Raw genomic sequence first — 12,522 nt, 5'->3', positions numbered from 1 at the left:
GTGGGGTGGGCGTAGTGATTTCCGCGCAGGCTTGGGGGGACGCACGGGTGGTGTGGGCGTATCACCGGATGCGTCACGAGCCGGAGCCGTGTTCGGTGGCGGTCGGGCTCGGCAGTCATGACCTGGGGGTCGCGGACGCCGCCGTCGCGCTGTACGAGCGCGGGCTGGCGCCGCTGCTCGTCTTCAGCGGCGCCAACAGCGCCACGACCCGTGCCCGCATGCCGCGCGGTGAGGCGGAGCACTACCGGGAGCGCGCGCTCGAACTGGGCGTGCCCGACGGCGCGTTGCTCGTCGAGCCGTACGCCCGCAACACGGCGGAGAACATCCGCTTCAGCCGCTCCCTGCTCGACGAGCGGGGTGTGGCGGTGGAGTCGGTGCTGCTGGTGAGCAAGCCGTACGAGGAGCGGCGGGCGTACGCGACGGCCCGGATGTTCTGGCCCGGCGTACGGATCGTCAGCGCCTCCTCGCCGATGTCGCTCACCGACTACGTGGACTCCGTGGGGGACGCGCGGCTGGTGCTCGACATGCTGGTGGGCGCGCTCCAACGGCTGCTGCTCTATCCGGAGTTCGGGTTCATGATCGCCCAGGAGGTGCCCGCCGAGGTGCTCGCCGCGTACGAGCGGCTCGTCGCGGAGGGGTTCACCGGTCGGCTGATCCCGCAGGAGGTCACGCGGTAGGCGCGGACCCGCGGGTACCCGTACGGGCGGGACCGGTCGGGTCAGCGCGTACGCGAGCCGCCGCCCCCGTGGAGGTGTGCCGCCAGGAGGACCGTTCCCGTCACGGCGCCCAGCGTGCCCGCCGCCAAGAGGCCGCGGTGCGAACGCCACGACAGAACCGACCACCTGGACTGCGCGGAGAGCAGCGACCCCGTGCTCAGCCAGGAGGCGCCGGAGCACAGCGACAGGGCCGACCCGATCGAGCCCGCCGAGAGGACGCTGGCCACCGAGCCGACCGAGAGGGCCGAGCCGACCGACCCCACCGACAGGACCGAGCCGACCGAGCCGATGGAGAGGACCGAGTCCTTCGACCACAGCGACAGGACGGAACCGGAGCCGTCGCAACGGCCCGTGCACGCGGGCTGATTCGTCATTGGTGCAGCGTACAGCGGAGGCTCGACACGTCGGGCGGTCCGCTCGCGAACGGCATCCGCGAGGCCGGTTCTCGTACGGGGTCCGCATCGCGATGGTCCGGGGCCGGTGCCGGAGGGTGAACGGCGGCTGAGCGTGGACGGCGGTCCCGGCCGTCAGGGCGTGGCGAGGGAGACCTCCGTCGACTTGATGAGCGCGACCACGGGGGTGCCCGACGCCAGGCCGAGTTCGGTGATCGCGTCCACGGTGATCGCGGCGGTGAGCGCGCCGCTCCCCGTGTCGACCTTGACGGAGCCCATCGCCCCGCCGGTGGCGACGGCGGTGACGGTGCCCGGCAGCCGGTTCCGGATCGACAGTCCGTCGACGGGACCGGTGGCGAGCGCGACTTCGGTGGACTTCACCAGGGCGCGTACGGCGGCCCCTTCGGTGAGGCCCAACTCCCCCACCGCTTCACGGGTGATGGCGGCCGTGAGCCGCCCGCCGCCGTCGAGGTGGACCGCGACGACCGCCATGGCCGCGCCGGGGGTGACGGCGGCGACGGTGCCGGGGAACTGGTTCCGGATGCTCAGGCTCATGGCGGCCTCACAGGTACGGGCGCGGGTACGGGGGCGGGCGCGGGCCGCCGTACGGGGTGACCGGTTTCGCCTGGTACGTCCGCCGCGCCCCGCGCACTGTACCCACCCGGCGCGCCCGCGCCCGTACGCGCGCCGGGGAGCGCGTCGGCCGGGCGGCTTCCGCAACCGGTTGTGACTTTCTCCGACCCGCATGGCATCTGCCATGGCTCATCCGACAATCGATTGCATATGCGAGAGCGAGGCGGTTACCGTTTCGCATATGCAGTCCTACACGATCGGCCAGGCCGCCCGCCTTCTCGGCGTCAGCCCCGACACCGCGCGCCGCTGGGCCGACGCCGGTCGCGTCGCGACCCACCGCGACCAGAGCGGGCGGCGGCTCATCGACGGCCGCGACCTGGCCGCGTTCTCCGTGGAGGTCGGGCAGGGCGGCGGCGGTGACGAGGACGCGTCGTACACCTCGGCGCGCAACGCCTTCCCCGGCATCGTCACCGCCGTGAAGCTCGGCGACGTCGCGGCGCAGGTCGAGATCCAGGCGGGCCCGCACCGGCTGGTCTCCCTGCTGAGCCGTGAAGCCGTCGACGAACTCGGCCTGGAGGTCGGCATGGAGGCCACCGCCCGCGTCAAGGCCACCAGCGTCCACATCGACCGCACGTGACGCCCCACACCTGACGCGTCGTCAACTGCCGCGATCCGCAGCCCCGTTCGCCCGGCCCGAGGAGTCCCCGCCCATGTCCCGCACACCCCGCCTCCCCCGTACCAGCACCGGCACCGGCACCGGCACCGGCACCCGAACCCGACGCGTCGCGACCGCCCTCGCCGCCGTCGCCCTGCTCGCGCCGCTCGCCGCCTGCGGCGGCAGCGACGACGACGAGGACGACTCCGGCAGCGGCGCGAAGGGCGGCGGGAAGACCGAGTTGACGGTGCTGGCCGCCGCCTCCCTCACGGACGTGTTCGAGACGGCGGGCGACGCGTACGAGAAGGAGCACCCGGGGACGACGCTCCGCTTCTCGTTCGAGGGTTCGCAGGAGCTGGCCGCCAAGGTGCGGCAGGGCGCGCCCGCGGACGCGCTGGTCACCGCGGACACCAAGACCATGGACGACCTGTCGGGGGAGACGGGCGAGCCGACCGTCATCGCGAAGAACCGCCTGGTCATCGCCGTCGGCAAGGGCAACCCCAAGAAGGTCGAGGCGCTGGACGACCTGGACGCGTCGGGGCTGAAGGTCGTGCTCGCCGCGTCCGAGGTGCCCGTCGGCCGTTACAGCAAGGAGGTCCTCGACGCGCGGAAGGTCGCCGTCAAGCCGGTCTCCCAGGAGCCCAACGTGCGGGCCGTCCTGTCCAAGGTCCAGCTCGGCGAGGCCGACGCCGGGCTCGTCTACAAGACGGACGTCACGGCCGCCAAGGGCAAGGCCGAGGGTGTCGACATCCCCGACGATCAGAACGCCCTCGCGTCCTACCCCGCCGCCGCCCTCAAGGGCTCGAAGCACGGGGACGAGGCGGGGGAGTTCGTGGAGTGGCTCAGTTCGGCGGCGGCGCAGAAGATCCTGCGGGACGCCGGTTTCCAGCAGCCGTGACCCCTCGGCGCCGCCCCCGCCCCGCGCGTACGCCCGCACGGCGTACGCCCACGCACCGTACGCCCACCCCGCGCGCCCCCGTCGCCCTCGCCGTACCCGCGCTGCTGGCCGTCGCGTTCCTGCTCCTGCCGCTCGTCGGCATCCTCAGCCGTACGGCCTGGGGTGAGCTGCCCGGCCATCTGACGAGCCCGGAGGTGACGGAGGCGCTGCGGCTGTCGCTGTACGTGTCGTTCTGGGCGCTCGGCCTGTCGCTGGTGCTCGGGGTGCCGCTGGCGTGGCTGCTGGCGCGCGTCGACTTCCCCGGCAAGGTGCTCGTACGGTCGCTGGTCCTGCTGCCCATGGTGCTGCCGCCGACGGTCGGGGGCGTGGCGCTGCTGCTGGGCTTCGGGCGGCGCGGGCTGCTGGGGTCGTGGCTGGAGGACGGCTTCGGGGTGGTGCTGCCGTTCAGTACGGCGGGCGCGGTGGTGGCGGCGACGTTCGTGGCGATGCCGTTCCTGGTGATCAGCCTGGAGGGGACGCTGGCGGGGATGCGGCCCGCGTACGAGGAGACGGCGGCGTCGCTGGGCGCCTCGCCGGTACGGGTCTTCCTCACCGTCACCCTCCCGATGGTCGCGCCGGGGCTGGCGGCGGGGGCGGCGTTGACGTGGGCGCGGGCGCTGGGCGAGTTCGGCGCGACGATCACCTTCGCGGGGAACCTGCCGGGGACGACGCAGACCCTGCCGCTCCAGGTCTACCTGCTGCTCCAGGACCGGCCCGAGGCGGCGACGTCCGTGTCCCTGCTGCTGCTCGCCATCGCGATGGGGGTGCTGGTCGCGCTGCGCGGGCGCTGGGCGGGGAGCGGCGTGCCGGGCCGTACGGGGGCGCGGCCGGACACCCTCCGCGAGGGGGACGGGGAGGAGCGGGCGGACGGGGACGACGGGGAGGGTCACTCGGACGCGGGCCCGGCGGCGGGGGCGTCGCGCGACGCGTCCGACGTACCGGCCAAGTCCCCCTCCTCTCCCCCGCGTTGGCCGCTGCGCGCGGACGTCACCGGTTTCACGCACCTCACCCTGGACGCCGACCCGGGCACCACCGTCGCCGTCGTCGGCCCCAACGGCGCGGGCAAGACGACCCTGTTGCGGGCCCTCCTCGGGCTGACCGTACGGGCCCGCGCCGACGTACGCCTCGGTGACGCGGACGTGACCGCGCTGCCCCCGCACCGGCGCGGCGTCGCCTGGGTCCCGCAGGACGGGGCGCTGTTCCCGCATCTGAGCGCGCTGTCCAACACCGCGTACGGGCTGCGCGCGGGCGGCGTGCCCCGCGCCGAGGCCCGTCGTACGGCGCGACGCTGGCTCGACCGGCTCGGCGTCGGGCACCTCGCGCACCGCAGGCCCGCGCAGTTGTCCGGCGGGCAGGCCCAACGGGTCGCGCTGGCACGGGCGTTGGCGCCCAGCCCCCGGCTGCTGCTGCTGGACGAGCCGTTGGCGGCGCTGGACCAGACGACGCGGGCGCACGTACGGCACACGTTGCGCGCCCATCTCGCGGAGTTCGGCGGGGTGTGCCTGATCGTCACCCACGACCCGGTGGAGGCGGTGTCGTTGGCGGACCGGGTGCTGGTGCTGGAGGACGGGCGCGCGCTCCAGTACGCGGCGCCCGCCGAGGTGACCCGCCATCCGCGCTCGCCGTGGGTGGCCCGGCTGCTGGGGCGCAACGCCCTTGCCGGTACGGGCACTTCGGACGGCGGTCTCCAACTGGCGGACGGTGGGCGGCTCGTGGCCGCCGACCCGGTGGAGGCGGGTGCGCGCGCGCTGGCGATCATCGGCCCGGAGGCGGTGTCCCTGCACCTGGAGCGCCCGTCGGGCAGCCCGCGGAACGTCTGGCCCGGCACCGTACGGGAGGTCACCGGCGTCGGCAGCCGCCTGCGGGTGCTGGTCGCGTCGGAGTCGGCACCGGACCTGGTCGCGGAGGTCACGCCGCAGGCGGCGGCCGAACTGGGCCTGGTGGAGGGTACGTTCGTCTGGACGAGCGTGAAGGCGACGGAGGTCACGCTCGTCACGACGTGACGGGGCCCTCCTCGGCCACGTCCGGCGCCCCGCCGGGCGCGTCCGCCGCCCCGTCCCGAGCGGCGGCGCCCTGCCGCCGGTACGCGAGCGGGCTCACGCCGTGGTGCCGCTTGAACGCGGTGCTGAACGTGAACGGGCTCGCGTAGCCCACCTCCGCCGCCACCCGGAACACCGGCGCGTCGTCCTCGCGCAGCCGGTCGGCGGCGACCGCGAGCCGCCACGACGTCAGATACGTCATCGGGGGCTCACCGACCGCCGCCGTGAACCGGCGCGCGAACCCGGCGCGCGACATCCCCACCCGCCGCGCCAGCGACGCGACGGTCCACGGCTGCGCGGGTTCCTCGTGCACGAGGTCCAGCGCGGCGCCGACCACCGGGTCCGTACCGGCCGCCCGCAGCCAGCCCGGCGGCCCCGGTGAGGCGGGTGCGGCGGGTGAGGCCGGGGAGGCTGCCCAGTGGCGGATCGCGCTGACGGTAAGGCCGTCCAGCAGCCGGTCCAGCAGGCTGGCCTGCCCGATGCCCTCGCCGCGGATCTCGTCCGCGAGGACGTCGATCAGCCGCGTACGGTGCTCCGCCGCCCGCACCACCAGCGCGGGCGGCAGCGCCCTGAGCAGCCGCGCGCCGACCTCGCTGACACGCGGGTAGGTGCCGACGAGCAGCACGTCACGGCCCTCGGCGGCGTTCCCCCAGGTCCGTACGCCCTGGTGGGCCGGCAGTTCCAGGTGCCCGCCGCCGGGCGTCGCGCAGCGGCCGCCGGGGTGGATCACGGCCTGGGGCGTACGGGTCGCGGGGTCGGCGCCGCCGTCCGCGAAGAGGTACGGGTCGGGGCGGGCGACGAGCAGCAGGTCACCGGCGGCGAGGCGGACGGGCGGGGCGCCGTCCGGCGCGTAGCACGCGGTGCCCGCCGTGACGGCGACGACGGACAGCGGCGCCTCGTCCTCGACGCGTACGGCCCAGGGCGCCGTCATGGTCACGCGGAGCAGGAACGCGCCGTGCGCGCGCGGGGCGTTCAGCAGGGCGGTCAGGGCGTCCACGGGGGACACCGTAGACGGATTCACAGGGAAGTGCGCCTTCGGGCAATGGATGATCTCGCCGGACCGGACTTCCCTGGACACATGACCTGGATACGTACGACTGCGACACGTACCGCCACGACACGTACCGCGACGGCCCCCTCCCCTCACGGCGGCGCCCTGCGGACCGGGGTGCCGCTGGCCGCGACCCTGACGGCCGGGCTGACGGCGGGCGTCTTCGCGGACTGGTCGAACGCGATCATGCCCGCCCTCGCCGGGGTCGACGACCGTACGTTCGTCGCCGCCTACCGCGCGTTGGACGCCTCGATCACCAACCCCCTCTTCCTCGGCGCCGGTTTCACCGGCTCCCTGCTGCTCACGGCCTGGGCCCTGGTGCTCCAACTCCGTTCCGGGCGGCGGGAGTCGGTGGCCTGGCTCGGGGCGGCGCTGGTGTGCTGCCTGGTGGTGTGGGCGGTGACGTTCGGCGTGCACGAGCCGTTGAACGAGCGGCTCCGTACGGCTGGCGGCCCCGGCGGTGACGGTGATCCGGCGGCCGTACGCGCACTGCTCGACGAGGCGCGCTGGCTCGCCTGGAACACCGTGCGGGCGGTGGCCGCCACCCTCGCCTTCGGCTGCCTCGCCTGGACGCTCGTGCTGCACCGCCCCGGCGACCGGGCGGACGACGTACCGACGTGGTGACGCCGTGGCGCCGTACGGCGGGGCTGCCGTACGACGGGGCTCAGAACCCTTGCCGCACGGGCGGGTTGTCCGCATGATCGGACGCCACACCGTCGAGGAAACGAGAAGTCCCGTGTTCGAAGCGGTCAAGCGGCCCATGCCGTTCGTCGTCCTGCGTGAGGCCGGAACCGTGGGCGACGCCGTCCGGGAAGCGCTGGCCACCGCGAGCCCGGAGGAACGGCCCGGCCTGGAGCGCGCCGCCGAACTGATCGCCGCGCAGGAGCGGTTGACGGACGAGGAGGTGCAGTCGCGCTGGGTGCGCGGCGTCCTGGCCGACGCGGGGATCACGCCCGAGTCGGGCCACGTCGCGTCCGTCAAGGCGCTGCGGGAGGCGGTCCCCGGCGGTATCCGCCTCACCGACGCCAACCGGCTGGTGCTGGCCGCCACGGAGCAGCCCGGCCCGGCGTGACCCGCGGGCGGGGCGTGCGGGGGGCGGCCCTCGGGCGGGCCGTGACCGGGCCCGCGCCCGTACGGCGTACGCACGCCCGCGCCCGTACGTCGTGCCGCGCGCGCGTCACGCCCCCGCGTCAGTCGAGGCAGAACACGTTCCCCTCCGGGTCCGCCATGACGATGTGCCCCGCGCCGAACGGCGGTTCCGGCTCGTCCCGGCGTACGCGCGTCGCGCCCAGCGCGACGAGCCGCGCGCACTCCGCCTCCAGCGCCGCCATGCGCTCCGCGCCGTCCAGGCCGGGGGCGGCGCGGACGTCGAGGTGGAGGCGGTTCTTTCCCGCCCGCTCCTCCGGCACCCGCTGGAAGTACAGCCGGGGGCCGTTCCCCTCCGGGTCCTCGGCGGCGGACCGGGCGGTGTGCTGCTCCGCCGGTACGCCGAGCCGCGTGAGGAAGTCGTCCCAGGCTGCGAGGGGGTCGGCGCCGTCGGCGAGGGTGACGCCGGGCGGGCCGGGGATGACGTACCCGAGGGCGTCGCGCCAGAACGTGGAGAGCGCGCGGGGGGCGTACGCGTCGAACGTGATCTGCACCTGTCGACTCATGCCGCGCCCCCAGCCGTACCGGCCGCGCCGACCGTGTGCAGGTGCAGGTCGCGCAGCAGGCAGACCTCCGACAGGTGGTGGATCAGCTCGCGGTGGATGTGCAGCACGAGGTCGGCCATGGTGAGTTCGGGGTACGGCTCGGCGTCGCCCACCTTCCGCAGCAGCCCGTCCTCGCCGAGGCCGCGTACGCCCGTCAGCCAGACGTCGAGCTGCTCGTCGAGCTGGGCCAGGGCGGTGGCCGCGTCGCCCGCGTACTCCCAGTCCTCGTACGAGGCGGGCGGCGCGCCGAAGTGCGACGCGTTCCGCATCGCGAGCACGCCGACGACGACGTGGCCGAGCCGCCACGCGATGGTGGCGAACGGCGCCGGGTCGGGCTCGGGGAAGCCGTAGTCGATGGTGAAGGCCCCCGCGCCCGCCTGCACGGGCGCGGTGGAGGTGCCGCGCGGCCGTACGCTCCAGGTGCGGTCGTCGCGGGCGGGCGTCCAGAGGTACTCGGCGTCGGTGAGCCCGTCGAGCCGCGCCCGGAGCTGGTGGTTCCAGTGGAACTCCCACTGCTCGCGCAGGGAGTGGTTCCAGCCGGGCGCGGGGGCGCCCGCCGTGCGCGTGTCCGTGTTCTCGTGCGTGTCCGCGTTCTCGTTCATGGGGTCACGCTGGCACCCCTTGCGGTCAGGAACGGTCCGCGAGCGCGAGTGTCCCCGTACTTCCCCCCGGTGGCGCCGCCGAGCGGACCCCCGAGCGGGCCCCCGCCGTACGGACCGGGCCGCCCGCGCCCCGAAGGGTACGGGCGGCCCGGTCGGCGCGCGTGGTCGCGTGGTCGCGTAGTCGCGTAGTCGCGTGGTCCCGGTCAGGCCGGGGAGGCGGCGGCCAGCAGTACGTCCACGAGGCGTTCCGCCGCGTCCGGGCGGCCGTGCGCGCGCGCCGCCTCGGCCATGCCCGCGCGCCGCGCCGGGTCGGTCAGCAGCGGCCCGAGGGCGGCCCGCAGCCGGTCCGGGGTGGCCTCGCCCTCCAGGGCGACGGCCGCGCCGGTCTGCTCCAAGTGCCGTGCGTTGTGGGCCTGTTCGTTCCCGGCGGCGGACGCCAGCGGTACGAACACGGCGGGCTTGCCGAGCGCCGTCAGCTCCGCCAGGGTCCCCGCGCCGCTGCGGGACACGACGACGTCCGCGAGCGCCAGGATGTCGGGCAGCTCCGGGCCGACGAAGCCGGTGATGTGGTAGCGCCCGGCCAGCGCCGGGGGGAGGGCGGCGGCGCTGGCGCGCAGCTCGTCGACGTTCGCGGGGCCGCACTGGTGCACCACGTTGGCGTGCTCCAGCAGCCAGGGCAGCGAGTCGCGTACGACACCGTTGATCTGCTGGGCGCCCTGCGCGCCGCCGGTGACGTAGACCGTCGGGAGGCGGCGGTCGAAACCGGACAGGTCGAGCGCGGTGAACGCCTTGTCCGCGTGCCCGGTCAGCACCTCGGGCCGCACCGGGTTGCCGGTGACGACGGCCACGGACCGTACGGCCTCCGGCAGCAGCGGCAGCGTCGACTCGGACGAGACGGCGATCCGGGCGGCGGAACCGGCGAGCTTACGGTTGGCCAGCCCCAGCCGTACGGTCTGCTCGTGCAGCACCAGCGGGCGCTTGCAGAGCCGCGCGGCGAGCCCGGCGGGGACGGCGACGTACCCGCCGGTGGCGAGGACGACGTCCGGCCGGAAATCGCTGATGGTCTTGCGCGCCTGTGCCACACCGAGCGGGACGCGCGCCATGTCCTTGACGTTCGCGGGGGACACCATCTTCAGCGGGTTCGCGGCGCGGCGGATCTTGCCCGTGGCGACCGTCGTGAAGGGGATGCCCTCGGCGGGGGCGACACGCGCCTCCAGGCCGGTGGGAGTACCGATCCAGAGCACGTCCAGGGCCCGGCCCTGGGCGGTCAGGCGGGCCTGCAACGCCCGGATCGCGGTCAGCGCCGGATACGTGTGCCCGCCCGTACCTCCTCCCGAGACGATCAGGCGGAAGGTGCTCGACGAACGGGAAGCAGGTTGATTCACGCCGCGCACCCTAGTGCGTCCCAGCCACCGAGGCACGAATTCCAGCCGAGGGAGGGCGAGATGGGGCGGCGGGTGCCCGGCAGCGGCCGCTACGGGTGGCGAGCCAGCGACGCGAGGACGATGTCCTGCGCCGTACGGGTCGTGGCGGCCAGCAGGGACGGGTCGCGGCCGAGCCGTTCACCGCCGGAACGCAGCACGCCGGACAGCAGCTCCACCAGCAGGTCCACGCCGCTCGTACCGTCCATACCGCCCGCACCCGCCGTACCGGCCTCGTCCGCTGCGCTCACGCCGCCCACGTCGCGGAACTCGCCGCGCGCGACGCCGTCCCGTACGACCTGCCGCACCTCCACGGCGACCGCGTGGAACGGGTTCTCCGGGGCGTCCCCGCGCGGCTCCCCCGCCGACCGCTCCTCGAAGCAGTCCGCCACCGGCAGCCCGGGGCCCAGCTGGAACATCAGCTGCATGCCGGGCTCGGTCGACGCCTCCAGGACGGCCGCGACGATCTCCCGCAGCCGTTCCGCCGCCGGTACGGAGGGTTGCGCCGCGAGCGCCGCCACGCGCGCGACGAGGGGGCGGGCGGCGCGCTGGGCGAGCGCCCTGACCAGTACGTCCTTGTCGCGCCCGTAGTTGTAGAGGGTGTTGCGCGCGAGCCCCGCGCGGGCCGCGATGTGGCCCATGGTGAGGGAGCCGTAGTCGCGTTCGCGCAGCAACTGCCGTAGCGCCTCGGCCAAATCGGCCCACACCCGCTCGTGGTGCTCCTCGATGCTGGCGCCCCGGATCTTCGGCATGGCGTCCCCGCTCCCCTTCTCCGTCGCGTTCCGGCCTCGCCGCTCCACGGCCCGTACGGGCTCCGCGCCCCCTCGTACGAGCCCTACGACCGCGTACGAGCCCCGCGTCCCCGCGCGTCCGACGTCAGCCGGCCTGCCCCACGGGGCCGCCGCCGCCCGCCAGTTGGGGGTTCTCCTGGTGCGTCGCGGTGAGCTTCACGCGGCTGAGGCGCCAGCCGTCGGGGGTGCGGACGGCCTCGTTGTCGTAGAAGCCTACGACCAGCCAGCAGTCGGGCCCGCCCGCGGCGGACTCGGCGGGGAGCCAGTGCTCGGCGCGTACGTGCGCGTGGACCGTGGCGCGGTCGCCGTCCAGCGCGACGACGTGCCCGCTGATGACGTGGTGCGTCGCGGCGAAGGGCGCGAAGGCGCCGCGCAGCACCTCGACGTACTGGTCGAGGGGCACCGTCATGGGCGGCACCCCGACGACCGACTCGAAGTCGAGCGCGACCTCGTCGGCGTAGACGCGCTCGGGGGTGTCGAAGTCCTTGAGGTCCGCCATGTCGGCGTACCGGCCGAGCAGTTCGACGATCTCGGCGCTGTCGGTGCGGTCACGGTCGGTACGGGTGCTGGTCACGCTCATGCGGGGCCCCTTCCGGGGTCGGGAGTGCGTTCTTATACGACAACCTGTCGCAAAAAACGTTACGACGGGTTGTCGTAAAAAGCAATCGCACCCCGCCGCGGGAGCCCCGGCCCAGAGGTCCCGGTCCCTACACCCCGTCCCTCCGCAGCCCCGCGACGACCGCTTCGAGGCGGCGCTCCCCCTCCCGGGTGTGCGCCCCGGCGGCGAGGGCGGCCCGGGTGAGTTCGGCGGCGGCGGGCTCGGCGAAGAGGGCGCCGAAGCCCGCGTTCGCCTCCCGCAGCCCGTGCGCGAGGTCGTCCGCCGCGGCGTCCACCGCCGCGACGGCGGTCCGCGCGACACCGGGCGGCAGCGCGGCGACGCGGGCCGCCAACGCGTCGACCACGTGGTCGAGTTCGGCCCCCGGCACGGCCCGGTTCACCCAGCCGACGCGTTCCGCGGTGGCCGCGTCGACGAGCTGCCAGCCGAGGACGATCTCCAACGCGCGGGCCCGGCCGACGAGTCGCGGCAGGTACGCGGTGCCGCCCGCCCCCGGGATGATGCCCATCCCGCACTCCACCTGCGACAGACCCGCGTGCTCCAGCGCCGCGAACCGCATGTCCAACGCGGACAGCAGCTCCGCCCCGCCCCCGCGCGCCAGGCCGCGCAGCACGCCGACGGTGACCTGCGGCAGCGCCCGTACGCGCTCGTGCAGCCGCATCATCGGGTTCATCTCCCCGTTCCCGCCCGTCGCGACGGGGAGCCGGGCGAACGCGTCGGGGTCGTCGACGGTCGTCATGTCGCCGTGCGCGAGGAAGAAGTCCGGGTCGGCGCTGTCGAAGACGATCACCCGTACGTCGTCGTCCCCGCCCACGGCGTCCACGAACCGGTCGAGGTCGACGAGCACCCCCGCGTCGTACAGGTTCAGCGGCGGGTTGTCGATCACGACCCGGGCCACGCCGTCGGCGACGGAGACGCGGAGCGTCGCGTACGGGCCGGTCACGCCGTTCGCGGCCGGGACGTTCGCGGTCCGGTCGGTCGCGGTCCGGTCGGTCGAGGCCTGGTCGGTCGCGGTCTGGTCGGTCATGGGTGCCGCCT

The 12,522-nt window shown here is 74.8% G+C and carries 15 protein-coding genes; 6 read left to right on the top strand and 9 right to left on the bottom strand.

Features of this window, described 5'->3' with window-relative positions; all coding sequences use genetic code 11:
• Positions 1-14 precede the first annotated feature (14 nt).
• On the top strand, positions 15-677 hold the full coding sequence (locus D7M15_RS15920; RefSeq protein ID WP_121518123.1) for a YdcF family protein: 663 nt from the start codon (positions 15-17) through the stop codon (positions 675-677).
• 41 nt (positions 678-718) lie between these two features.
• Here D7M15_RS15920 and D7M15_RS15915 read toward each other — a convergent pair whose 3' ends face one another.
• Together D7M15_RS15915 and D7M15_RS15910 are read right to left on the bottom strand one after the other, a co-directional pair.
• Positions 719-1,090, bottom strand: coding sequence for a hypothetical protein (locus D7M15_RS15915; protein ID WP_121518122.1), 372 nt, complete (start codon positions 1,088-1,090; stop codon positions 719-721).
• A 153-nt stretch (positions 1,091-1,243) separates the two neighbouring features.
• Complete coding sequence (locus tag D7M15_RS15910) at positions 1,244-1,663, bottom strand: TOBE domain-containing protein (protein ID WP_121518121.1); 420 nt, start codon at positions 1,661-1,663, stop codon at positions 1,244-1,246.
• 259 nt (positions 1,664-1,922) lie between these two features.
• Here D7M15_RS15910 and D7M15_RS15905 point away from each other — a divergent pair, with 259 nt between their 5' ends.
• The 3 genes from D7M15_RS15905 to D7M15_RS15895 all read left to right on the top strand — a co-directional run bounded on the left by D7M15_RS15905 (position 1,923) and on the right by D7M15_RS15895 (position 5,276).
• A complete protein-coding gene (locus D7M15_RS15905) occupies positions 1,923-2,318 on the top strand; it encodes a helix-turn-helix transcriptional regulator (protein WP_121518120.1) in 396 nt (131 codons plus the stop codon).
• 73 nt (positions 2,319-2,391) lie between these two features.
• Positions 2,392-3,234, top strand: coding sequence for a molybdate ABC transporter substrate-binding protein (gene modA, locus D7M15_RS15900; RefSeq protein WP_121518119.1), 843 nt, complete (start codon positions 2,392-2,394; stop codon positions 3,232-3,234).
• Complete coding sequence (locus tag D7M15_RS15895) at positions 3,231-5,276, top strand: ABC transporter permease (RefSeq protein WP_121518118.1); 2,046 nt, start codon at positions 3,231-3,233, stop codon at positions 5,274-5,276. Before modA ends, D7M15_RS15895 begins: the two co-directional genes overlap by 4 nt.
• Here D7M15_RS15895 and D7M15_RS15890 read toward each other — a convergent pair.
• Positions 5,266-6,309 (bottom strand): AraC family transcriptional regulator, encoded by a 1,044-nt coding sequence (locus D7M15_RS15890; RefSeq protein ID WP_121518117.1) that lies wholly within the window; start codon positions 6,307-6,309, stop codon positions 5,266-5,268. The genes D7M15_RS15895 and D7M15_RS15890 overlap by 11 nt on opposite strands.
• A gap of 81 nt (positions 6,310-6,390) precedes the next feature.
• Here D7M15_RS15890 and D7M15_RS15885 point away from each other — a divergent pair, with 81 nt between their 5' ends.
• Positions 6,391-6,987, top strand: a complete 597-nt coding sequence (locus D7M15_RS15885; RefSeq protein ID WP_121518116.1) for a DUF1772 domain-containing protein — start codon at positions 6,391-6,393, stop codon at positions 6,985-6,987.
• Between the two features lie 112 nt (positions 6,988-7,099).
• The gene (locus tag D7M15_RS15880; RefSeq protein ID WP_240649329.1) at positions 7,100-7,435 is read left to right on the top strand and encodes a hypothetical protein; all 336 of its coding nucleotides are present in this window, start codon (positions 7,100-7,102) and stop codon (positions 7,433-7,435) included.
• 118 nt (positions 7,436-7,553) lie between these two features.
• Here D7M15_RS15880 and D7M15_RS15875 read toward each other — a convergent pair whose 3' ends face one another.
• The 6 genes from D7M15_RS15875 to D7M15_RS15850 form a co-directional block, all read right to left on the bottom strand.
• Positions 7,554-8,015: a VOC family protein gene (locus D7M15_RS15875; protein ID WP_121518115.1), complete on the bottom strand. Its 462-nt coding sequence runs from the start codon at positions 8,013-8,015 to the stop codon at positions 7,554-7,556.
• Complete coding sequence (locus D7M15_RS15870) at positions 8,012-8,656, bottom strand: DinB family protein (protein WP_121518114.1); 645 nt, start codon at positions 8,654-8,656, stop codon at positions 8,012-8,014. The genes D7M15_RS15875 and D7M15_RS15870 overlap by 4 nt, the downstream gene beginning before the upstream one ends.
• A gap of 203 nt (positions 8,657-8,859) precedes the next feature.
• The gene (locus D7M15_RS15865) at positions 8,860-10,041 is read right to left on the bottom strand and encodes a UDP-N-acetylglucosamine--N-acetylmuramyl-(pentapeptide) pyrophosphoryl-undecaprenol N-acetylglucosamine transferase (protein ID WP_121520854.1); all 1,182 of its coding nucleotides are present in this window, start codon (positions 10,039-10,041) and stop codon (positions 8,860-8,862) included.
• 89 nt (positions 10,042-10,130) lie between these two features.
• Complete coding sequence (locus D7M15_RS15860) at positions 10,131-10,829, bottom strand: TetR/AcrR family transcriptional regulator (protein WP_121520852.1); 699 nt, start codon at positions 10,827-10,829, stop codon at positions 10,131-10,133.
• A 124-nt stretch (positions 10,830-10,953) separates the two neighbouring features.
• The gene (locus tag D7M15_RS15855; protein ID WP_121518113.1) at positions 10,954-11,448 is read right to left on the bottom strand and encodes a nuclear transport factor 2 family protein; all 495 of its coding nucleotides are present in this window, start codon (positions 11,446-11,448) and stop codon (positions 10,954-10,956) included.
• A 127-nt stretch (positions 11,449-11,575) separates the two neighbouring features.
• Entirely contained in the window at positions 11,576-12,511 is a 936-nt protein-coding gene (locus tag D7M15_RS15850; protein ID WP_121518112.1) for an enoyl-CoA hydratase/isomerase family protein, read from the bottom strand.
• Positions 12,512-12,522: the final 11 nt, after the last annotated feature.

Origin of the sequence: Streptomyces sp. Z26, assembly GCF_003665095.1 — a bacterium.
Taxonomy (GTDB): Bacteria; Actinomycetota; Actinomycetes; order Streptomycetales; family Streptomycetaceae; genus Streptomyces; species Streptomyces phytohabitans.
The sequence above is the reverse complement of the archived record's forward strand: the minus strand, read 5'-3'. Positions and strand labels throughout refer to the sequence as shown.